The 24,677-nt window shown below is 76.0% G+C and carries 3 protein-coding genes; all 3 read right to left on the reverse strand.

The genetic code is table 11. The features are described 5' to 3' along the window. Positions 1-7: 7 nt before the first annotated feature. The 3 genes from V6U77_RS25115 to V6U77_RS25125 all read right to left on the reverse strand — a co-directional run bounded on the left by V6U77_RS25115 (position 8) and on the right by V6U77_RS25125 (position 24,639). On the reverse strand, positions 8-22,585 hold the full coding sequence (locus tag V6U77_RS25115; RefSeq protein ID WP_334609156.1) for a type I polyketide synthase: 22,578 nt from the start codon (positions 22,583-22,585) through the stop codon (positions 8-10). 325 nt (positions 22,586-22,910) lie between these two features. Next, positions 22,911-23,771, reverse strand: coding sequence for a metallophosphoesterase family protein (locus tag V6U77_RS25120; RefSeq protein ID WP_334609157.1), 861 nt, complete (start codon positions 23,769-23,771; stop codon positions 22,911-22,913). A gap of 244 nt (positions 23,772-24,015) precedes the next feature. Then, entirely contained in the window at positions 24,016-24,639 is a 624-nt protein-coding gene (locus V6U77_RS25125; protein ID WP_334609158.1) for a phosphopantetheine-binding protein, read from the reverse strand. Positions 24,640-24,677 lie beyond the last annotated feature (38 nt).

Consider the following 24,677-nt stretch of genomic DNA (forward strand, 5'->3'; position numbering starts at 1 on the left):
GACACGGTCAGGAATCGGTTCCGTCAAGCGCCAGCCTGACGAGGGTGTCGGTGTCGAGTTCGTCGAGGTCCAGGGCCTCGTCGGCGGGCTCGCTCCCGGCACCGCCGTCGGCGTCGGTGAGGTTGAGCAGCAGGTCCAGCAGCCCGGCCTCGCGGATGCGGGCCAGCGGGATGGTCGCGAGCGCCTGCCGCACCGCCACCTCCGCCGGGTCGCCGTCGTCGGCCTGCGCCGCCTCGGGCACCAGCCCGTCGAGCAGGTTCTCGGCGAGCACGGCCGGGTTCGGGTAGTCGAAGACGAGGGTCGCGGGCAGCGACAGCCCGGTGGCCCCGGTCAGCCGGTTGCGCAGCTCGACCGCCGTCAACGAGTCGAACCCGAGTTCCTTGAAGGCGCGCTGGGGCTTGACCCGGTCCGTGCCCGCGTGGCCGAGCACGGCGGAGGCGTGGGTACGGACGAGGTCGACCAGGTGGCGGACCCGCTCGGGACGGGGCAGGGCGAGCAGGTGCTCGCGCAGGGCCTCGGCGGCCCCGCCCGGCTGCTGCTCCCCGGCGTGGACGTGCAGTGCCTCCCGGGCCTCGACGATGTCGTCGAGCAGCGGTCGGGGGCGGGCCGAGGCGTACGCCGGGGCGAAGACCGCCCAGTCGACGTCCACCACGGTCAGCGCCGACCGGGACAGGCCCACGGCGTACCGCATGGCGTGCACGGCGTCGGCCGGCGCCATGGCGGTCAGGCCGCGCCGGGCCAGCAGTTGCTGGGCCTCGCCGGTGGCCATGCCGCCGTCGGCCCACGGCCCCCACGCCACGGACGTCGCCGCCAGGCCCCGCCCGCGCCGGTGCTCCGCCAGCGCGTCGAGGAAGGCGTTGCCCGCGGCGTAGGCGGACTGCCCGCCGCTGCCCCACACCCCGGCGATGGAGGAGAAGAGCACGAACGCGTCCAACGGCCGGTCGCCGAGCAGGGCGTCCAGGTGCAGCGCGCCGGTGACCTTGCCGTCGAGCACGCCGGCGAACGCCGTCAGGTCGGTGTCGGCGATCAGGCCGGACTCGCCGGCGCCCGCCGCGTGGACCACGGCCGTCAACGGCGCGGAGTCCTCGTCCAGGCGGGCGAGCAGTGCCGCCACCTGCTCGCGGTCGGCCACGTCGCAGGCGACGACCGACGCCCGGACGCCCTGCGCGGTCAGCTCCTCGCGCAGCTCCACGGCCCCCGGGGCACGCTCGCCCCGGCGGCTGGTCAGCACGACGTGCGCGGCGCCGTTGGCCGCCGCCCACCGGGCCACGTGCGCGCCCAACGCACCGGTGCCGCCGGTGACCAGGACCGTGCCGGACGGCCGCCACCGCTCCGCCGCGTCGGGAGCGGCGGGTGCCGAGCGGACCAGGCGGCGGACGAACACCCCGGAGGGGCGTACGGCCAACTGGTCCTCGTCGCCCGCGCCGGTCACCACCCGCGCCAGCCGGTCCCAGGCCGTCGCGTCGGTCTGCTCGGGCAGGTCCACCAGGCCACCCCACAGCCCGGGGTGTTCCAGGCCCGCCACGAGTCCCAGGCCCCACAGCCCGCTCTGGGCGACGCCGTGCACCGGGTCCCCGTCGCCGGTGCTGACCGCGCCCTGCGTCAGGCACCACAGCCGGGTCGTCGCCCCGGTGTCGTGCAGGGCCTGGAGCAGCAGCAGCGTGGCGGCCGTCCCGACCGGCACGGCCGGGTGGGCGGGGTGCGGCTGGTCGCGGAGGCCGAGCAGGGAGAGCACGCCCGTGACGGGCCCCTCGCCCAGCGCGTCGGCCAGCCGCCGGGCGAGGCCCGCCCGGTCGGTGCCCGCCGGGTCGACGGTGAACCGGACCACGTCGGCGCCGACCTCGGCGAGGGCCTTGGTGACCGCCTCCGCCCGGGTGCCGTCCGCCAGGTCGTCCTGCGCCGTCACGAGCAGCCACACGCCGGGCCGCGCCGGGTCGGCGGTGATGTCGGTCCGCTTCCACCCGACCCGGTACGACCACGCGTCCACGACCGCCCGCTGCGTACGCGCCCGGTGCCAGGTCGACAGGACCGGCAGGGCCGGGGTCAGGGCGTCCAGGGCGGCGCCGTCGTCGCCGAACTGCGCGGCGAGGGCGCTGAGGTCGCCACGTTCGACGGCGGTCCAGAAGTCGGCGTCGCCGCCGTGGGTCGCCGTCTGCCGTGGCCGGCTCGCCGGCTCCGGCCAGTACCGCTCCCGCTGGAAGGCGTACGTGGGCAGGTCCACCCGGCGCGCGCCGGCGTCGGCGAACCACTGCGTCCAGGTAACCGGCACCCCGTGCACGTGCAGCTCCGCCAGGGCGTGCAGCAGCGCCTGCGCCTCCGGCCGGTCCCGGCGCTGCACCGCGACCGACAACACGGCGCCGTCGGCGGGCAGCACGTCAGCGGCCATCGCCGTCAGCACGCTCTGCGGCCCGACCTCCAGGAACGTGTCCACACCCGCCTCGCGCAGGGCGGTGATCCCGTCGGCGTACCGGACGGCCTCGCGCACGTGCCGCACCCAGTACTCCGGCGTGCGGATCTCGTCACCAGCCAGCGCACCGGTCACGTTCGACACGACCGGCAGCAACGGCGCGGCGAACGTCAACCCGTCCAGAACGGCCCGGAACTCGGCCAGCATCGGCTCCATCAGCGGGCTGTGGAACGCGTGACTCACCGTCAGGCGGCGGGTGCGGGCACCCCGGTCCCGCCAGACCCGCTCCACCTCGTCGAGCGCCTCTACGGCACCCGACACGACGACCGACGTCGGACCGTTGACCGCCGCGATCCCGACCCGGTCGCCCAGGCCCGCGAGGGACTCCACCACCGCAGCCTCGTCGGCGGCCACCGCCAGCATCCCGCCGCCGGCGGGCAGCGCCTGCATCAACCGACCCCGCGCCGCCACGAGGGCACACGCGTCCGCCAGGGACAACACCCCCGCCACGTACGCGGCCGTGACCTCACCGATCGAGTGACCGGCCAGCGCGTCGGGCACGATCCCGAACGACTCGACGAGACGGAACAACGCCACCTCGACGGCGAACAACCCGGCCTGCGTGAACACCGTCTGATCCAACAGCTGCGCCTCGGCGGACTCCGCCTCCGCGAACAGCACCTCCCGCAACGGACGCGGCAGCAGCGGATCCAGGAGACCGCACACCTCGTCGAGCGCCGCAGCGAACACCGGGAACTCAGCCGACAGCTCCCGGCCCATGCCCGCGCGCTGCGCACCCTGACCCGAGAAGAGCAGCGCGAGCTGACCGCGCGCGGCGGCGGCACCGGTCACGACCGTGCCGGAGGGCTCGCCGGCCGCCACGGCTTCGAGGCCCGCCAGCACCTCGTCGCGGCTCGCACCGGACACGACCGCCCGGTGCTCCAGCGCCGACCGGGACGCCACCGACGACCACGCCACGTCCACCGGACGCTGCTGCCCGTCCGCCGACAACCAGCGCGCCCACCGGCCCGCCTGGGCCGCCAGCGCGGCGGCGTCGCGGGCGGAGAGCAGCACCGGCACCACCGGCGGCACGTCGCGGGCGACGATCTCACCCTCGATCGCCTCGGCCGGCGGCTGCTCGATGATCACGTGGGCGTTCGTGCCGGAGATCCCGAACGACGACACCGCCGCCCGACGCGGCCGATCCACCGCCGGCCACGGGGTGGGCTCGGTCGCGAGGGCCACCGCCCCGGAGGTCCAGTCGATGTGCGGGGACGGCTCGTCCACGTGCAGGGTCGGCGGCACCAGACCGTGCCGCATCGCCATGATCACCTTGATCACGCCGGCCACACCGGCCGCGGCCTGGGCGTGGCCGATGTTCGACTTGATGGAGCCGAGCCACAGCGGCTCCCGGCCCTGCCGGTCCTGCCCGTAGGTGGCCAGCACGGCCTGCGCCTCGATCGGGTCGCCCAGCGTCGTTCCCGTGCCGTGCGCCTCGACCACGTCCACGTCGGACGTGGACAGCCGCGCCGACGCGAGGGCCTGGCGGATCACCCGCTGCTGCGACGGCCCGTTCGGCGCGGTCAGCCCGTTCGACGCGCCGTCCTGGTTCACGGCGCTGCCGCGTACCACCGCCAGGATGCGGCGGCCCTCGCGGCGGGCGTCGGAGAGGCGCTGCACGAGCAGCACGCCGACGCCCTCGGACCAGCCCGTGCCGTCCGCCGACGCCGCGAACGACCTGCACCGGCCGTCGCGCGACAGGCCCCGCTGACGCGAGAACTCCACGAACGTGCCGGGCGTCGCCATCACCGTCACACCACCGGCCAGGGCTAGGTCGCACTCACCGCTACGCAGCGCCTGCACGGCGAGGTGCAGCGCCACCAGCGACGACGAGCACGCGGTGTCCACGGTCACCGCCGGGCCCTCCAGCCCGAACGTGTACGCCACCCGACCCGACAGCACGCTGCCCGAGTTGCCCGTGCCGATGTAGCCCTCGACCTCGGGCGTCTCCATGAGCCGCGTCGAGTAGTCGTGGTAGATGACGCCCGCGAAGACGCCGGTCCGGCTGCCCCGCAGGCCCGACGGGTCCAGACCCGCCGACTCGAACGTCTCCCACGACGCCTCGAGCAGCAGGCGGTGCTGCGGATCCATGGCGAGGGCCTCGCGCGGCGAGATGCCGAAGAAGCCGGGGTCGAACTCCGCCGCGCCGTACAGGAAGCCGCCGTGGCGGGTGTACGAGGTGCCGGCGTGGTCGGGGTCCGGGTCGTACAGCGACTCCAGGTCCCAGCCCCGGTCGGCCGGGAACTCCCCGATGCCCTCCCCGCCGGTGCTGACCAGCCTCCACAGCTCGTCGGGAGACTCCACCCCGCCCGGGTAGCGGCAGGCCATGCCGACGATCGCGATCGCCTCGTCGGCGTCGCCGGCCGTCGCCTCGTCGGGCGCGACGGCGCCGGGCCGGGTGCCGGCGAGTTCCGCGTACACGTGGGCCGCCAGGACCTGCGGGGACGGGTAGTCGAACACCAGGGTCGAGGTGAGGCGCAGGCCGGTCGCGCCGTTCACCCGGTTGCGCAGCTCGACGGCGGTCAACGAGTCGAAGCCGAGGTCCTTGAACGCCCGGTCCGCCGGCACCGCCTCCGCGCCGCCGTGCCCGAGCACCTGGGCGACCAGGCCCCGGATGAGCTGGTCGACCTGCGCGAGGCCGTCCTCGGCGCTGAGGCCGGTGAGCCGGTCGGCCCAGCCGCCGGCGCCCTGCCCGGCGCGGCGGCGGGTCGTCGCCACGTCGACCAGGCTGCGCAGCATCGGCGGTACGACCGCGCCGGAGGCCGCCGCCCGCAGCGCGGGTACGTCGATCGCGGCCGGCACCAGCACCGCCCGCTGCGCGCCCACCGCGGCGTCGAACAGCTCCAACCCGGTGCGGGCGTTCATCGGCCGGAGGCCGGCACGCGCCGTCCGGGCCCGGTCGTTGCCGCCGATCGAGGCGGCCATGCCGGCGGTGTCCCACATGCCCCACGCCAGGCTGACGGCCGGCAGACCGAGCTGCCGCCGGTACGCCGCCAGAGCGTCCAGGAACGCGTTGCCCGCCGCGTACGCCGACTGACCCGGCGAACCCAGCACACCGGCCACCGACGAGAACACCACGAACAGGTCCAGGTCCAGGCCCGCCGTCGCCTCGTGCAGGAACCAGCCCGCCGACACCTTCGGCGCCAACACCCCGGCGAGACGCTCCGCGGTGACCCGCTCGATCACCCCGTCGTCCAGGACACCGGCCGTGTGCACCACGCCCGCCAGGCGACCCGCCGCGCCGATCTCGGCCACCAACGCGCCGACCTGATCCCGGTCCGTCACGTCGCACGCCACCACCCGGACGGCAGCACCCAGCGCGGTCAGGCGCTCCGACAACTCGCCCGCGCCCGCGGCCTCCGGGCCACGCCGCGACACGAGCACCAGCGAGCGCACCCCGTGCACCGACACCAGGTGCTCCGCCACCAGCGCACCCAGCGCACCCGTGCCACCGGTCACCAGCACCGCGCCGTCGCCCACCAGGGGCGCGTCCGACGGCGCCGGGGCGACCGCGCGCACCAGACGCGGCACGAACACCGCGCCGGAGCGGACGGCCAGCTGCCCGCCGGCCGGGTCCGCGGCGAACCGGGCCAGGACGCCCAGCACGCCGGGGTTCACCGCGTCGTCGACGTCGGCCAGGACGATGCGGCCCGGGTGCTCCGACTGCGCCGCGCGCAGCAGACCCCACACGGCCGCAGCCGCCAGGTCCGTCACCCGGTCCTCGTCACGGACGGACACCGCGCCCCGGGTCACCACCACGAGCTTCGAGTCCGCCAGCGCGTCGACGGCCAGCCACGCCTGCACCAGGCCCAGCACGTCGGAGGTCACCGCGCGCACGGCCCGCGCCGGGTCGGCGTCGTCGTGCGTGGCGGGCGGTGTGAACAGCAGCAGGCGCGGCGGCGTGATGCCGGCGTCGATCGCGGCCCGCAACTGGTTGATCGTCTCGGCGGAGGGACCCCCGGGCACGCCCGGCAGGGCCGGCCCGCCCAGCACCGCCCAGCCCGACGCGTCGTCGACCGGGTCGGCCTCCTCGACCTGCCAGGTGACCTCGAACAGGGACCGGGACGCCGCGCTCGCGGCGGCCACGCCGGTCAACTCCCGCAGGACGAGGGAGTCCACCGACACCACCGGGGCGCCCGCCTCGTCGTACGCCGCCAGCCGCACCCCGGAACCGTTACGGGCCAGGTGCACCCGCAGCAGCCCCGCGCCCGAGGCGTACACCTGCACGCCCTCGAACGCGAACGGCACCCGCGGTCCACCCGACTCCTCCGTGCCGGGCAGCAGCCCGATCGGGTGCAGGGCGGCGTCCAGCAGCGCCGGGTGCACGCCGAAGCGCGCCGCCTCCGTCGCCGCCTCGTCCGGCAGCGCCACCTCGGCGTACACGCCGTCGTCGGCGGTCCACACCCGGCGCAGCCCCTGGAACACGGGACCGTACGCCAGGCCGTGCCCGAGCAGCGCCGGGTACCAGCCGGCCAGGTCCACCTCGGCGGCGCCGGGGGGCGGCCAGGCGGCCGACCGCGGCTCGTCGGCCGATGCCGGTTCGAGCACGCCCTCCGCGTGCCGGGTCCAGCCGGCCTCGGGGTCGTCGTCGGGGCGGGAGTAGACGGCGACGGGACGCTGCGGCGACTCCGACGCGGACACCCGCACCTGGATCCGTACGGCGCCGGACTCGGGGAGCACCAGCGGCACCAGCACCGTCAGGTCGCGCAGCCGGGGCAGGTCCACCTCGTCGCCGGCGCGTACCGCCAGCTCCACCAGCGCCGTGCCCGGGACCAGCGTGACGCCCGAGACCACGTGGTCGGCCAGCCAGGGGTGCGTGGTCGGGGAGATCCGACCGGTCAGCACGACCTCGTCGTCGCCGGCCAGGTCCACGGCCGCGCCGAGCAGCCCGTGCTCGGCCACGCCGAGGCCGGCGCCGCTGACGTCGCCGGCGCGCAGCCGCCCCACGGCCGGCCAGAAGCGCTGCCGCTGGAACGGGTACGTCGGCAGGTCGACCGGGCGGGTCGCGCCCGGCAGGAGGGCGGTCCAGGTGACCGGCACGCCGTGCGCGTACAGCTCCGCCAGCGCGGTGACCAGCGACGCCGGTTCGGGCCGGTGGGGACGCAGGGCCGCCACGACCGCCGCCGGCGGCGCGGTGGCGTCATCGGGCAGGCAGGCGCCCACCATGCCGGCGAGCACCGCGTCGGGGCCCAGTTCGAGGAAAGTACGGACGTTGCGCTCGCGCAGGCTCGCGACCCCGTCGGCGAAGCGGACCGTCTCCCGGACGTGCCGGACCCAGTAGTCGGGCGTGCCGATCTCGTCGGGGTCGGCGACCTGGCCGGTCAGGTTCGACACGATCGGCAGGACGGGCCAGTGGAACGTCAGCCCGTCGAGCACCTGCCGGAACTCGGCCAGCATCGGCTCCATGAGCGGGCTGTGGAACGCGTGGCTGACGGTCAGCCGGCGGGTGCGCACGCCCCGCTCCTGCCAGACCCGCTCCACCTCGTCGAGGGCCTCGACGGCGCCGGAGACCACCACGGCCGTGGGGGCGTTCACCGCCGCGACGCCGACCCGGTCGGCGAGCGGGGCGATCGACTCGATCACCGCGTCCTCGGCGGCGGCCACGGCGAGCATGCCGCCGCCGGCCGGCAGGGCCTGCATGAGCCGGCCCCGCGCCGCGACCAGCGCGCACGCGTCGGCGAGGCTGAACAGGCCGGCGACGTGGGCGGCGGCGATCTCGCCGATGGAGTGCCCGGCCACCAGGTCCGGCACCACCCCGAGCGACTCGACCAGCCGGAACAGCGCCACCTCGACGGCGAACAGCCCCGCCTGGGTGAACACCGTCTGGTCCAGCAGCTCCGCCTCGGGCGTACCCGCCCCGGCGAACAGCACCTCCCGCAACGCACGCGGCAGCAGCGGATCCAGGTGACCGCACACCTCGTCCAGGGCGGCGGCGAAGACCGGGAACGCCCCGTACAGCTCCCGGCCCATGCCGGCGCGCTGCGCGCCCTGCCCCGAGAAGAGCACGGCGGTGCGCCCGCTGCGGGCGATCCCCCGCACGACGGCGGCCGACGGCTCGTCGTCGGCCAGCGCGCCGAGGGCGGCGAGCAGCCCGGCGCGGTCGCCGGGCAGCAGCACCGCGCGGTGCTCGAAGGCGGTCCGGCCGGTGGCGAGCGCCCGGCCCACGTCGGCGACGGTCAGGTCCGCCTGGCCGTCGACCAGGGTCCGCAGCCGGCGGGCCTGCTCGCGCAGGGCGGCGTCGTCGCGGGCCGAGAGGACGCAGGCGACGAGGTCGCCCGGGACGCCCGTCACCGGCGCGGCCTGTGCGGGGGCGGGCTCCGGGGCCTGCTCGATGATGGTGTGCGCGTTGGTGCCGCTGATGCCGAACGACGACACCGCCGCACGGCGGGGCCGGTCGGCGGCCGGCCACGGCCGCGCCTCGGTGAGCAGGGCGACCGATCCGGCCGTCCAGTCGATGTGCGGGGACGGCTTCTCGGCGTGCAGGGTCGGCGGCAGCATGCCGTGCCGCATCGCCAGCACCATCTTGATCACACCGGCGACGCCGGCCGCCGCCTGGGCGTGGCCGATGTTCGACTTGACCGATCCCAGCCACAGCGGCCGGTCCTGCGGCCGCCCCTGCCCGTACGTGGCCAGCAGCGCCTGCGCCTCGATCGGGTCGCCGAGGGCGGTGCCGGTGCCGTGCGCCTCGACGGCGTCCACGTCGGTGGTGGCGAGCCGGGCGTTGGCCAGCGCCTGCCGGATCACCCGCTGCTGGGCGGGGCCGTTCGGCGCGGTCAGGCCGCTGCTGGCACCGTCCTGGTTCACCGCGCTGCCGCGCACGACGGCGAGGATCCGGTGGCCGTTGCGCTGCGCGTCGGAGAGGCGCTCCAGCAGGAGCATGCCGACGCCCTCGGCGAAGCCGGTGCCGTCGGCGCCGGCGCCGAACGCCTTGCACCGCCCGTCGGGCGACAGGCCGCGTTGCCGGGAGAACTCGGTGAGCATGCCGGGGGTGGACATGACGCTCACCCCGCCCGCGAGGGCGAGGCGGCACTCGTCCTGCCGCAGCGCCTGGGTGGCCAGGTGCAGCGCCACCAGCGACGACGAGCAGGCGGTGTCGACGGTGACGGCGGGGCCCTCCAGGCCGAACAGGTACGAGATCCGGCCCGAGGCGACGCTGCCGGCGCTGCCGTTGCCGACGTGGCCGCCCAGTTCGTCGTCGGTGCCGGCCGCCTGGGAGGCGTAGTCGTGGTAGATGAGTCCGACGTAGACGCCGGTGCTGCTGCCCCGCGCCGTGTGAGGGTCGATGCCGGCCCGTTCGAAGGCCTCCCAGGACGTCTCCAGCAGCAGCCGCTGCTGCGGGTCCATGGCGAGCGCCTCGCGGGGCGAGATCCCGAAGAAGGCGGCGTCGAACTGGGCGGCGTCGTGCAGGAAGCCGCCCTGGCGCGGTACGGCGTCCTCGCCGCCGACGCGCAGGTCGTCGAGGTTCCAGCCCCGGTCGGTGGGGAAGGGCGAGATGACGTCGGCGCCGGTGGTGACCACGTCCCAGAGCTGCTCGGGGGTCTGCACGTCGCCGGGGAACCGGCACGCCATGCCGATGATGGCGATCGGCTCGTCGAGGGCGGCGGCGGTGCCGACGGCGGCGGGACGGTCCACGGCTGCCGCGCCGCCGAGTTCCCGGTCGAGGAACTCGGCGAGCACGACCGGGGTCGGGTAGTCGAACGCCACGGTCGCCGGCAGCCGCAACCCGGTCGCGGCCGACAGCCGGTTGCGCAGTTCCACCGAGGTGAGCGAGTCGAAGCCCAGCTCCTTGAAGGCGCGCTGGGCGTCGACGGTCTCCGCCGAGCGGTGCCCGAGCACGGCGGCCACGCTGCTGGCCACCATGTCGAGCAGGTGCCCGCGCCGCTCCGCCGGGCTGAGCATCGCCAGCCGGTCGCGTACCGAGGCGGTGTCCGCCGGGCCGCGGCCCACCGCGCGCCGGGCCGGGCCGCTGGCCCGGACCACGTCCCGCAGCAGGCTGGGCACGGCCTGGCCGGTCGACCGCGACGCGGCAGGCGGCAGATTCATGAGGACGAGATGGGCGGTGCCGCGCTGGCGCGCCAGCTCGAACAGCGCCAGGCCCTGCTGGTCGGTCAGCGGGGCGCTGGTGGCGCGGATCGCCTTGCGGTGCTCGGTGCCGCCCAGGTGGGCGGTCATGGCGCTGCTGGTGGCCCACAGTCCCCAGGCGAGGCTGGTGGCCGGCAGGCCCTGCTCGCGGCGGTGCCGGGCGAGGGCGTCGAGGAACGCGTTGGCGGCGGCGTAGTTGCCCTGCCCCGGGGAGCCGAGGGTGGCCGCCACCGAGGAGAACAGCACGAACGCCGACAGGTCCAGGTGCGCGGTCGCCTCGTGCAGCGCCCAGCCGGCGTCCACCTTCGGCGTCAGCACGGCGTGCAGGGCCGCCTCGTCGAGCGAGCCGATGGTCGCGTCGGCGATCACCCCGGCGGTGTGCACCACCGCGGTCAACGGGTGCGCCGGCTCCACCAACTCCAGCAGCCGGGTCACCTGCGCGGGGTCGGCCACGTCGGCGGTGCCGACGGTGACCCGGGCGCCGGCGCTGGTCAGCTCCTCGACCAGTTCCCGGTACTGCTCGGGGCCGCGCCGGGAGGCCAGCAGCAGGTGCCGGGCCTGGCCGGTAGCGACCAGGTGCCGGGCGAACACGCCGGCGAGGGCGCCGCCGGCGCCGGTGATCAGCACGGTGCCGTCCGGGTCGGCGGGCGCGGGTACCCGCAGGACGACCTTGCCGATGTGCCGGGCCTGGCTGATGTGCCGCAGCGCCTGCCGGGCCTGGCGCACGTCCCACGCCCGTACGGGCAGCGGCCGCAGCGCGCCCCGCGCGAACAGGTCGAGCAACTCGGCGAGCATCTCGCCGATGCGCCGGTGCCCGGCCTCGTTGAGGTCGAACGCGCGGTACGTCACGCCCGGGTGCCCGGCGGCGACCGCCTCCGGGTCACGCAGGTCGGCCTTGCCCATCTCCACGAACCGGCCACCGCGCGGCAGCAGCCGCAACGACGCGTCGACGAACTCACCCGCCAGCGCGTCCAGCACCACGTCCACCCCGGCGCCACCCGTGGCCGCGCCGAAGACCTGCTCGAACTCGGTGGTCCGCGAGGAGGCAATCCGCTCGTCGGCGACTCCCAGGCCGCGCAGCACGCCCCACTTGCCGGGGCTGGCGGTGGCGTACACCGTCGCACCGAGGTGGTGGGCGAGCTGGATGGCCGCCATGCCCACCCCGCCCGCACCGTTGTGGATCAGCACCGACTCACCGGCCCGCAGCCCGGCCAGGTCACGCAACCCGTAGTACGCGGTCAGGAAGACCACCGGCACGGACGCCGCCTGCGCGAAGGACCAGCCGGCGGGGATCTTCGCGACGAGGTCGCGGGTGGCGATCACCTCGGGGGCGAAGGCGGGCTCGAACATGCCGAGCACGCGGTCGCCGGGCGCCAGGTCGGTCACGCCGGGACCGACCTCGACCACGACGCCCGCGCCCTCGCTGCCCATCACCGCCGCCGGATCCGGGTACATGCCCAGGCCGATCAGCACGTCACGGAAGTTCACCCCCGCCGCGCGCACGGCGATGCGCACCTGCCCCGCGTCCAGCGCGACGGCCGCGGCGGGCACCATGCCGATGCCGTCCAGGGTGCCGGGGCTGACCGCCCCGACCCGCCACAGCCCGGCCGGCGGCACGAGTTCCTCGGCGGCCGGGCCGGCGGGCCGGCCCAGGCGGGGGGTGCGCACCTCGTCGCCGCGTACGGCCACCTGACCGCCGGTGGCCGACGGGTCCTCGGCCACGGCGGCCAGCACGGCGAGGGTGGCGGGGGTGAGTTCGCCGTCGACGTCGGCGAGGACGATCCGCCCCGGGTGCTCGGACTGGGCGGAGCGCAGCAGGCCCCAGACCGCCGCGCCGGGCAGGTCCCGCACCGCGTCGGCCGGGGTGGCCACCACGGCGCCACGGGTCAGCACCACCAGCGTCGTGTCGGCCAGGGCCGCACCGTCCAGCCAGGAGCGCACCACGGCCAGGACCCGGGCGGTGACCGTACGCACGACGTCGGGCAGGTCGCCCTCCGGCGCGCCGGCGGGCACGGGGAGGACCAGCGCACGGGGGGCCTCGACCGACCCGGCCGAGACGGCCGCGGCCAGGTCGTCGACGCTCGGGAACACCGGCGTGGCCAGGCCCGCGGGGGCCTCCCCGTCGCCGAGCAGCGCCCAGCCGGAGACGTCCCTCGCCGGGGTGACCGGTTCGGGCTGCCACGTCACCTCGAACAGCGAGCGCTCCGCGGCCTCCGCGCCGGTGGCGTCGGTCATCTCCCGCAGGGCGAGCGAGTCGACGGACACCACGGGGGCGCCGGACTCGTCGCCGGCCACCAGCCGCACGCGCGAGCCCGCGCGGGTCAGCCGTACCCGCAGCGCCCTGGCGCCGGACGCGTGCACCTGCACGCCCTCGAACGCGAACGGCACGCGCGGCCCGCCGGACCGCTCGGTCAGCAGCAGCCCGACGGGGTGCAGCGCGGCGTCCAGCAGCGCGGGGTGCACGGCGAAGCCGGCCGCGTCGTCGGCCGCCTCGTCCGGCAGGGCGACCTCGGCGTACGCCTCGTCGCCGGCGGTCCACAGCCGCCGCAGGCCCCGGAACGCCGGCCCGTAGGCCAGGCCGCGCTCCGCCAGCGCCGGATACCAGCCGGCGAGGTCCACCTCGGTGCCACCGGTCGGCGGCCAGGTACCCCACGCCGGCTCGTCGGTGGCCTGCTCCAGCAGGCCGTCGGCGTGCCGCGTCCACGCGTCCTCGGGGTCGCCGTCGGGCTGCGAGTGCACCGCCACGGGCCGGGCGCCGGAGCCGTCGGCCGCGCCGACGCGCACCTGCACGCGGACCGCGCCCGAGTTCGGCAGCACCAGCGGCGCGGCGACGGTCAGCTCCCGCACCCGCGAGGCGCCGACCTCGTCGCCGGCGCGCACCGCCAGTTCGACCAGGGCGGTGCCCGGCAGGACCAGCGCGCCGCCGACCACGTGGTCCGCCAGCCAGGGGTGCGTCGACGCCGACAGCCGGCCGGTCAGCACGACCTCGTCGTCGCCGGCGAGGCGCACCGCCGCGCCGAGCAGCCCGTGCCCGGCCGCGCCCAGGCCCGCGCCCGACACGTCGCCGCCCGTCGAGCGGTCGACCGCCGGCCAGAACCGGTCGCGCTGGAAGGCGTACGTGGGCAGGTCGACCGGGGCGGCGCCGGAGCCGGCGAACACGCTCGTCCAGTCGACGGGCACGCCGGCGACGTGCAGGTCGCCGAGGTTGGCCAACAGTTGCTGCGAGCCGTTCTCGTGGCGGCGCAGCGAGCCCACCACCACGCCGGAGCCGGCGGCCCGGTCCAGCGAGTCCTGGAGGGCCACCTTCAGCACGGGGTGCGGGCTGACCTCGACGAAGGCCCGGAAGCCCTGCTCGATCAGCTGGTCCACGACCGGGGCGAGCCGGACGGTTTCGCGCAGGTTGCGGTACCAGTAGTCCGCGTCGAGCCCGGCGGTGTCGATCAGCTCGCCGGTGACGGTGGAGTGGAAGGCCACGGTGGTGGACCGCGGGTCGACGGTGCCGAATCCGGTGATCACCTCGTCGCGGATGGCGTCGACGTGGCCGCTGTGGGCCGCGAAGTCGACGGCGACCTGCCGGGCGCGGATGCCCCGCTCGGCGCAGTGCGCGATCAGCTCGGCGACCGACGCCGAGTCGCCGGCGACCACGGTCACGGCGGCGCCGTTCAGCGCGCCCACGGAGAGGCTGCCCCGCCACGGCGCGATGAGCTGCTCGGTGTCGGCGGCCGGGAGCGGGACGGAGACCATGCCGCCGCGGCCGGCGATCGCCAGCAGCCCACGGCTGCGCGCCACGACGAGCCGCGCCCCTTCGGCGAGGGTCAGCGCGCCGGCGACGCAGGCGGCGGCGAGCTCCCCCTGGGAATGCCCGACGACGGCGGCCGGTTCGATGCCGCACGAGCGCCAGAGCTGCGCGAGGGACACCATGACGGAGAAGAGCACGGGCTGGACCACGTCCACCCGGTCCAGGGGCGGCGCGCCGGGCGCCTCCCGGAGCACGTCCTCGAGGGACCAGTCGACCAGCCGGGACAGCTCCTCGGCGCACTCCGCCATCCGCTGCCGGAAGACCGGCGAGGTCTCCAACAGGTCCAGCGCCATTCCCGTCCACTGCGAGCCCTGGCCGGGGAAGACGAAGACGACCTTCGGGGCGGCGTCCACGCCGGCCGGCGAGCTGTCGTCGGAGGCGAGGGCGGCCAGTCGGGTGGCCGCGTCGTCCCGGTCGGCGGCCACGACCACCGCGCGGTACGGGTGGTGGGCCCGCTGGACGGCCAGGGAGAAGCCGAGGTCGCACAGGTCGAGGTCGGCGTCCCCGGCGAGCCGCTCGCCGATCCGCGCGGCCTGCGCCCTGAGCGCGCGGGGGCTCCTGCCGGACAGCGGCAGGGGCACGGCGGCGGACCCGACGAGGCCGGGGAGGTCTCCCGCCGGCGGGGACGCCACCGGGGCCGGCTCGTCGGGCGCCTGCTCGATGATCGTGTGCGCGTTGGTGCCGCTGATGCCGAACGACGACACCGCCGCACGGCGGGGCCGGTCGGCGGCCGGCCACGGCCGCGCCTCGGTGAGCAGGGCGACCGCCCCGGCGCTCCAGTCGACGTGCGGCGAGGGCTCGTCCACGTGCAGGGTCGGCGGCAGCACGCCGTGCCGCATCGCCAGCACCATCTTGATGATGCCGGCCACACCCGCCGCCGCCTGCGAGTGACCGATGTTCGACTTGATGGAGCCGAGCCAGAGCGGCTCCCCGCCGTCGCGGTCCTGCCCGTAGGTGGCCAGCACCGCCTGCGCCTCGATGGGGTCGCCGAGGACGGTGCCGGTGCCGTGCGCCTCCACGGCGTCCACGTCGGCCGGGCTCAGCCGGGCGTTCTCCAGGGCCTGGCGGATCACCCGCTGCTGTGACGGACCGTTCGGGGCGGTCAGCCCGTTGGACGCGCCGTCGGAGTTGATCGCGGAGCCGCGCAGCACGGCGAGCACCCGGTGCCCGTTGCGCCGCGCGTCGGACAGCCGCTCCACCAGGAGCATTCCGACGCCCTCGGACCAGCCGGTGCCGTCCGCGCCGGCGGCGAACGCCTTGCACCGCCCGTCGGGGGCCAGCCCGCCCTGCCGGGAGAACTCGGAGAACATGCCGGGCTGCGCCATCAGCGCCACCCCGCCGGCCAGGGCCATGTCGCACTCGCCGCCGCGCAGTGCCTGGGCGGCGAGGTGCAGCGCCACCAGGGACGAGGAGCAGGCGGTGTCGACGGTGACCGCCGGACCTTCGAGGCCGAACGTGTAGGCGACCCGCCCGGAGGCGACGCTGCCCGCCGTTCCGGTCAGCAGGTGCCCCTCGAGACCGTCCAGGTCGTCGCGTCCGCTGGTGGCGTAGCCGGAGGAGGCCGCGCCGATGAAGACACCGGTGGCGGTGCCGCCGAGCGCGGTGGGGTCGATGCGGGCGTACTCGAAGCTCTCCCAGGCCGTCTCCAGCAGCAGCCGCTGCTGCGGGTCCATGGCGAGGGCCTCGCGGGGGCTGATGTTGAAGAAGCCGGCGTCGAAGTCGGCCGCGTCGTAGAGGAATCCGCCCTGGTCGGTGACGGTGCCGCCCGCCTGGTCGCCGTCCGTGCCGTACAGCCGGTCGAGGTCCCAGCCGCGGTCGGTGGGGAATCCGCCGACCGCGTCGGACCCGGCGGTGACGAGCTGCCACAACTGCTCGGGGGTGGCGACGCCGCCGGGGTAGCGGCAGGCCATGCCGATGATGGCGATCGGCTCGTCGGCGTCGGCCGTGACGACGGTACGGACCGTGGCGCCGGCGCCGGTGGACCGGCCGAGCTGCGCGAACAGGTGCTCGGCCAGCCGGGCCGGGGTGGGGTGGTCGAAGGCCAACGTGGCGGAGAGCCGCAGCCCGGTGGCGGCGCCCAGCCGGTTGCGCAGCTCCACCGAGGTCAGCGAGTCGAAGCCCAGGTCCTTGAAGGCCCGGGCGGCGGGCACCGCCTGCGCCGAGGCGTGCCCCAGCACCGTGGCGGCCTGGCCGCAGACCAGGTCGACCAGCGCCTGGCGGGCGTCCGCCTCGGACAGCCCGTCGAGCCGGTCGCGCCACGACGTTCCGGCGGTCGGCTGGTCGCTGGCCGTCCGGCGCCGTCCGGCACCGCGCAGCAGGTGCCGCATCAGCGGCGGTACGTGGCTCGCCTCGCCGGTGACCTGGAGCCGGGCCGCGACGACCACCGGCTGCACCGCAGGCAGGGCGGCGTCGAAGAGTTCGGCGCCCTCGGCCGGGGAGAGGCGGCTCATCCCGACCCGCCGCAGCCGCTGCTGGTCGTCGCCGTCGAGGTGGGCGGTCATCGTGCTGGCGGTGGCCCACATGCCCCAGGCGATGCTGGTGGCCGGCAGGCCCTGCTCGCGGCGGTGCCGGGCGAGGGCGTCGAGGAACGCGTTGGCGGCGGCGTAGTTGCCCTGCCCCGGGGAGCCGAGGGTGGCCGCCACCGAGGAGAACAGCACGAACGCGGACAGGTCCAGGTGCGCGGTCGCCTCGTGCAGCGCCCAGCCGGCGTCCACCTTCGGCGCCATCACCGTACGCAGGGCGGACTCGTCGAGCGAGCCGATGGTCGCGTCGGCGATCACCCCGGCGGTGTGCACCACCGCGGTCAGCGGGTGCGCTGGGTCGATCCCGGCGATCAGCGCGGTGAGCTGCGCGGGGTCGCTGACGTCGACCGCCACGGCGGTGACGGTGGCGCCCGCGTCGGTCAACTCCCGGACCAGGGCGGCGTAGTCGTCGTCACCCGGCCGGCCGGCTTCGCGGCGGGAGGCCAGCAGCAGGTGGCGGGCCTGGCCGGTGGCGACCAGGTGCCGCGCGAGTACGCCGGCCAGGGTCCCGGCCGCGCCGGTGACCAGCACGGTGCCCTCGGGGTCCACGGGCGCGGGGATGCGCAGGACGACCTTGCCGACGTGGCGGGCCTGGCTGACGTGCCGCAGCGCCTGCCGGGCCTGGCGCACGTCCCACGCCCGCACGGGCAGCGGACGCAGCGCGCCCCGCGCGAACAGGTCGAGGATCTCGGCCAGCATCTCGCCGATGCGGGTGCTGCCCGCCTCGTTGAGGTCGAACGCGCGGTACGTCACGCCCGGGTGCCCGGCGGCGACCGCCTCCGGGTCACGCAGGTCGGCCTTGCCCATCTCCACGAACCGGCCACCGCGCGGCAGCAGCCGCAACGACGCGTCGACGAACTCACCCGCCAGCGCGTCCAGCACCACGTCCACCCCGGCACCACCCGCGGCCGCGCCGAAGACCTGCTCGAACTCGGTCGTACGCGACGACGCGATCCGCTCCTCGGCAACCCCCAGACCCCGCAACACACCCCACTTGCCGGGGCTCGCGGTGGCGTACACCGTCGCGCCGAGGTGGTGGGCGAGCTGGATGGCCGCCATGCCCACCCCACCCGCACCGTTGTGGATCAGCACCGACTCACCGGCCCGCAGCCCGGCCAGGTCACGCAGCGCGTAGTACGCGGTCAGGAAGACCAGGGGGACGGACGCCGCCTGGGTGAAGGACCAGCCGGCGGGCATCCTGGCGATGCGCTCCCGGTGGGCGACCGCCTGCGGGCCGAACCCGAGTTCGAACATGCCCATCACGCGGTCGCCGGGCGCCAGGTCGGTCACGCCGGGACCGACCTCGACCACGACGCCCGCGCCCTCGCTGCCCATCACCGCCGCCGGATCCGGGTACATGCCCAGGCCGATCAGCACGTCACGGAAGTTCACCCCCGCCGCGCGCACGGCGATGCGCACCTGCCCCGCGTCCAGCGCGACGGCCGCGGTGGGCACCATGCCGATGCCGTCCAGGGTGCCGGGAGCCACGGCGGCCAGGTGCCACGGCCCCGACGGGGGCGTCAGCTCGTCGCCCGCCGGCCGCGTCAGCCTCGGCACGAGGGTCCGCTCGCCGCGCACCGCGAGCTGACCGCCGGAGACCGACGGGTCGACCGCCGCCCCGGCCAGCACGGCGAGGATCGCGGGGGTCAGCTCGCCCTCGACGTCGGCGAGGACGATCCGCCCGGGGTGCTCCGACTGCGCCGAGCGCAGCAGGCCCCAGACCGCCGCGGCTGCCAGGTCGGTGACCCGGTCGTCGTCCGCGGCGGCCACCGCGCCGCGGGTCACCACCACGAGCTTCGTATCCGCCAGCGCCTCGGCGGCGAGCCAGGACCGCAGCACGTCCAGCACGTCGTTGGTGACCGTCCGCACGGCCCGCGGCACGGCGGCGTCGGCGTCGCCGGCCGGCACCGCCAGCAGCACCCGCCGGGCGGTCGCCCCGCCCGCCGCCAGGGCCGCCACGTCCGCGAAGACCGGTACCTCCGGCAGCGCCTGCGCCGCCGGCCGCCCCAGCGCCGCCCACCCCGCAAGGTCGTCGACGCCGACGATCTCGTCGGCCTGCCAGGTCACCTCGTACAGCGACCGGGCGGCGGCGCCCCGGGTCGCCGTCGCGCTCATCTCCCGCAGCACCAGGGAGTCCACCGACACCACCGGCGCACCCGCGCCGTCGCAGGCGACCAGCCGCACCCCGGACCCGTCGCGGGTCAGCCGCACCCGCAGCGTCCTGGCTCCCGAGGCGTGCACCTGCACGCCCTCGAACGCGAACGGCACCCGTGGCCCGCCCGCCGGCTCCGCCGCCAGCAGCAGCGCCACCGGGTGCAGCGCGGCGTCCAGCAGCGCCGGGTGCACCCCGAACGCGGTGGCCTCCCCGGCCGCCCCGTCCGGCAGCGCCACCTCGGCGTACGCCTCGCCGTCGGCCGTCCAGGCACGCCGCACGCCCTGGAACACCGGCCCGTACGACAGGCCGTGCTCCGCCAGGGCCGGATACCACCCGGTCAGGTCCACCTCGGTGGCGCCCGCCGGCGGCCACGCGCCGAGCCCCGGCTCGTCGGCCGACACCGGTTCGAGCACACCGTCGGCGTGCCGCATCCACTCGGTGTCGTCGTCCTCCGGCTGGGCGTACACGGACACCGAGCGGACGGCGGAGTCGTCGGCCGCGCCGACGCGCACCTGCACCCGTACGGCTCCGGACTCGGGCAGCGTCAGCGGCGTCGCGACGGTCAGCTCCCGTACGCGCGACGCGCCCACCTCGTCGCCGGCGCGCACCGCCAGCTCGACGAGCGCGGTGCCCGGCACCACCACGGCGCCGCCGACCACGTGGTCGGCCAGCCACGGGTGCGTCGACGTCGACAGCCGGCCGGTCAGCACGACCTCGTCGTCGCCGGCGAGGCGCACCGCCGCACCGAGCAGCGGGTGCCCCGCCACGCCGAGGCCGGCGCCCGACACGTCGCCGACCCGCCACGGCAGCACCTCGGGCCAGAACCGCTCCCGCTGGAAGGCGTACGTGGGCAGGTCGACCCGACGCGCGCCGGTGTCGGCGAACCACTGCGTCCAGGTCACCGGCACGCCGTGCACGTGCAGCTCGGCGAGGGCGTGCAGCAGCGCCTGCGTCTCCGGCCGGTCCCGACGCTGCGCGGCCACGGCCAGGGCGTCCCCGTCGGGCAGCACGTCGACCGTCATCGCGGTCAGGACGCTCTGCGGCCCGATCTCCAGGAACGTGTCCACCCCGACGTCGCGCAGCGCCGTGACCCCGTCGGCGAAGCGCACCGCCTCGCGCACGTGCCGCACCCAGTACTCGGGCGTGCGGATCTCGTCGGCGTCGGCGAGCGCCCCGGTCACGTTCGACACGATCGGCAGCGCGGGCGCGGCGAAACTCAACCGCTCCACGATGCCGCGGAAGCGCTCCAGCACCGGCTCCATCAACGGGCTGTGGAACGCGTGGCTCACGGTCAACCGGCGGGTACGCGCACCCCGGTCCCGCCAGACCCGCTCCACCTCGTCCAGTGCCTCGACGGCGCCGGAGAGCACGACCGAGGTCGGGCCGTTCACCGCCGCGACGCCGACCCGGTCGGTCAGCCCGGCGATCGACTCCACCACCGCCGCCTCGTCGGCCGCGACGGCCAGCATCCCGCCGCCGGCCGGCAGCGACTGCATCAGCCGGCCCCGCGCCGCCACCAGCAGGCAGGCGTCCTGCAGGGACAGCACCCCCGCGACGTGCGCGGCGGCGATCTCGCCGATCGAGTGCCCGCCCACGAAGTCCGGCACGATCCCGAACGACTCGACCAGGCGGAACAGCGCCACCTCGACGGCGAACAGGCCGGCCTGGGTGAACACGGTCTGGTCCAGCAGCTCCGCCTCGGCGGAGCCCTCGGGCGCGAACAGCACCTCCTTGAGCGGGCGCGGCAGCACCCGGTCCAGGTGCCCGCACGCCTCGTCGAGGGCGGCGGCGAAGACGGGGAACTCGCCGTACAGCTCCCGGCCCATGCCGGCGCGCTGCGCGCCCTGACCGGAGAAGAGCACCGCCAGCGGACCCCGGTCCCCGGCCTGGCCCGTGACCACCGTGCCCGACGACTCCCCCGCCGCCAGCGCCGCCAGGCCCGCCCGCAGGCCGGCGCGGTCCTCGGCGAGCACCACCGCGCGCCGGTCGAGCGTCGAGCGGGACGCCACCGACGACCAGGCCACGTCGAGCGGACGCGGCTCCTCGTCGTCGCCCAGCCAGCGGGCCCACCGGTCGGCCTGCGCCGACAGCGCGGCCGGCTGCGCCGCGGAGAGCAGCACCGGCGCGACGAGGCGACGAGGCGACGGGGTGGCCTCGTCGTCGGCCGCGTCGGCAGCCGGCGCCTGCTCCAGGATCAGGTGGGCGTTCGTGCCGCTCATGCCGAACGACGAGACGCCGGCCCTGCGGACGTGCTCGCCGCCCGCCCACGGGCGCGCCTCGTCGAGCAGGGACACCGCCCCCGTCGACCAGTCGACGTGCGGGGACGGCCGGTCCACGTGCAGGGTGGGCGGCAGCACGCCGTGCCGCATCGCCATCACCATCTTGATGACGCCGCCGGCGCCGGCCGCCGCCTGCGGGTGGCCGATGTTCGACTTCAGCGAACCCAACCACAGCGGCCGGTCGGCGGACCGTCCCTGACCGTACGTGGCCAGCAGCGCCTGCGCCTCGATCGGGTCGCCGAGCCGGGTGCCCGTGCCGTGCGCCTCGACGACGTCCACGTCGGACGGGCTGAGCCGGGCGTTCTCCAGCGCCTGCCGGATGACCCGCTGCTGCGAGGGACCGTTGGGGGCGGTCAGGCCGCTGCTCGCGCCGTCCTGGTTCACGGCGCTGCCCCGGATCACCGCCAGGACGGGGTGGCCGTTGCGGCGGGCGTCGGAGAGCTTCTCGACGAGCAGCATGGCGACGCCCTCGGACCAGCCGGTCCCGTCGGCGTCGGCGGAGAACGCCTTGCACCGGCCGTCGGAGGCGAGCCCCCGCTGGCGGGAGAACTCGACGAAGGCGCCGGGCGTGGCCAGCACGGTCACGCCACCGGCCACGGCGAGGGAGCACTCGCCGTCGCGCAGGGCCTGGCCGGCGAGGTGCAGGGCGACCAGCGACGAGGAGCAGGCGGTGTCGATCGTGACGGCCGGGCCCTCCAGCCCGAAGGAGTACGCCAGCCGGCCGGACATGACGCTCGCGGCGGTGCCGGTGAGGACGTAGCCCTCCGTGCCCTCGGGTAGTTGCCGCAGCACGGACGTGTAGTCCTGCCCCGCGGTGCCGACGAACACCCCGGTACGGCTGCCCCGCACCGACGCGGCGTCGATGCCGGCGCGCTCGAAGACCTCCCAGGTCACCTCGAGCAGGAGCCGCTGCTGCGGGTCCATGGCCAGCGCCTCGCGCGGCGAGATCCCGAACAGGGTCGGGTCGAACAGGCCGGCGTCGCGCAGGAAGCCGCCCCGGTTGCTGTAGGTCGTGCCGGGGTGATCGGGGTCGGGGTCGTAGAGCCCGTCGAGGTCCCAGCCCCGGTCCTCGGGGAACGTGCCGGTGGCGTCCACGCCGCCCGCGACGAGGTCCCAGAGGTCCTCCGGCGAGGCGACCCCGCCGGGGAAGCGGCAGGCCATGCCGACGATCGCGATCGGCTCGGCGTCCTCGTTCTCCAGCTCGGTCAGGCGACGGCGCGCCAGGCGGAGCTCGGAGGTCACCCACTTCAGGTGTTCGAGGAGCTTGTCTTCGTCCGCCATGACCCACCCGCCCAGAGCTTGCTATCGATCGGAATCTGCCGATTCGTTGACCACACCACCGCCGACGGGCCGGCTTCGTGCACAGGTGGGTGGAGACATGGCCGTTCGGCCCACGAACCCGACACCTGTTCCTGATTCCGGTTGTCGTGCCTGCTCAGGCGCCCGCCACGCCGGACCGTCCCGCCGACACATGCCCGCCACCGTGACTGGACGCTACTGAGCGCCCATCGCGCGCCCAACCCCTAGAGAACCCCTGATCGGCCGGCCCGCGAGGACCGTCGCGCCAGGTCCCACGGGCGGCGGTGACCAGCGTCGCGACGGCCGCTCAGGCGGGCTGTCCGGCGCTCGCCGGCAGGATCCGGCGCAGCCGCCCCGGAGGCGTCGAGCGGCGGCGCCACTCCCGCGGGTAGCCCACCGAGACCTCTTCGAACCGGACCCCGTCGTACCAGGTGGTGCGCGGGATGTGCAGGTGGCCGTAGACGGCGACGCGGGCGTCGAAGCGGACGTGCCAGTCCGCGGTGGCCTCGGTGCCGCACCACTGGGCGAACTCCGGGTACCGCAGGATCCGGGTGGGCTCGCGCACGAGCGGGAAGTGGTTGACCAGGACGGTGGGCAGCCCGTTGCGTTCCGCGGCCAGCCGCCGCTCGGTCAGGGCCAGCCGCGCCCGGCACCAGGCGTCCCGCGTCGGGTACGGGTCCGGATGCAGCAGGATCTCGTCGGTGCAGACGACGCCGACCTCGTGCGCCCGCGCCAGGGCCTGCTCCTTCGTGTACGTCCCCGCCGGCCGGAAGCTGTAGTCGTAGAGCACGAACAGCGGCGCGATCAGGACCGGGTCGTCGCCCTGCGGGTCCCAGACGGGGTACGGGTCCTCCGGGGTGACCACCCCGAGACCCCGGCACAGTTGCACCAGGTGCTGGTAGCGCGCCTCTCCCCGCAGCTGGATCGGGTCCTCGCGGGGCGTCCAGAGCTCGTGGTTGCCGGGCGCCCAGATCACCTTGACGAACCGGCGGCTGAGCAGTCCCAGCGCCCACTCGATGTCGCCGACGAACTCCCCGACGTCACCGGCGACGAGGAGCCAGTCGTCGTCGCGTTCCGGCCGTAGCCGTTCCACGATGGCCTTGTTTTCCGCGTGGACCACGTGCAGGTCACTGATGGCGAGCAACTGAGGCATGCCGGATCCGGCCATGCGGACCTCCCGTCCATCCGGGGCACCGCACGCACCCGCATCCGTACCGTTCGCCGCCGGTGGGCAGGGCGAGACGGCCTGACCGGATCCGACCCTACGGAGCCGGGTCCACGCAGGCACACCCCTAGACGGGCGACGCGGACCCCTAGGCAGCCGTGCCGGCACTACGGCGCCGGCCAGGCGTCCGGTGCCGTCGGGTGTCCCTTACCGCCGGTCCTGCCCGGTGCTGCCGGGCAGGATCCGGTCAGGACTTGCCGAACTCGCGCTGGATGATGTCGAAGAGCTCCTCCCTGCTCGCCGACGCCAACTCCTCGCCGGCGGCCGGCGCCGGTGCGGTGGCGGCCGGTCGTCCCCGCCACCTGGCCAGCAGGTCCTCCAGCCGGCCGATGACCGCGTCGTCGACCTGGTCGCCCGGCAGCCCGCCGAGCAGCTGGTCGAGACGCTCGATCTCGGCCACGATCGGCAGTGCCGGCTGCTCGGGCGCCAGCTCGGCCCGCAGGTGGGCCGCGAGCGCGTTCGGGGTGGGATGGTCGAAGACGAGGGTGGCGGGCAGCCCGATGCCCGTCTCGGCGGTCAGCCGGTTGCGCAGCTCGACGGCGGTCAGCGAGTCGAAGCCCAGTTCGAGGAAGCCACGGCCGGGTCGGATGCCGCTCGGCGTGGCGTGCCCGAGCACCGCCGCGGCGGTGCCGCGTACCAGGTCGAGCAGGATGCGGTCGCGCTCCGGCCCGGAGGCGGCGGCGAGCCGCTCGCGCAGTGCCGTCGCCGCGCCGCGGTCCTCGCGCTTCGGGGCGTCCTCGTCCTGCCCGGGCTGTGCCTCGGGGATTTCGGTGAACAGACGAGACGGCCGCAACGCCGTGAACGACGCCACAAACCGATCCCACCGCACATCCGCCACCACCACCTGCG

It is taken from the genome of Micromonospora sp. CPCC 205546 (assembly GCF_036902715.1).
GTDB lineage: Bacteria > Actinomycetota > Actinomycetes > Mycobacteriales > Micromonosporaceae > Micromonospora.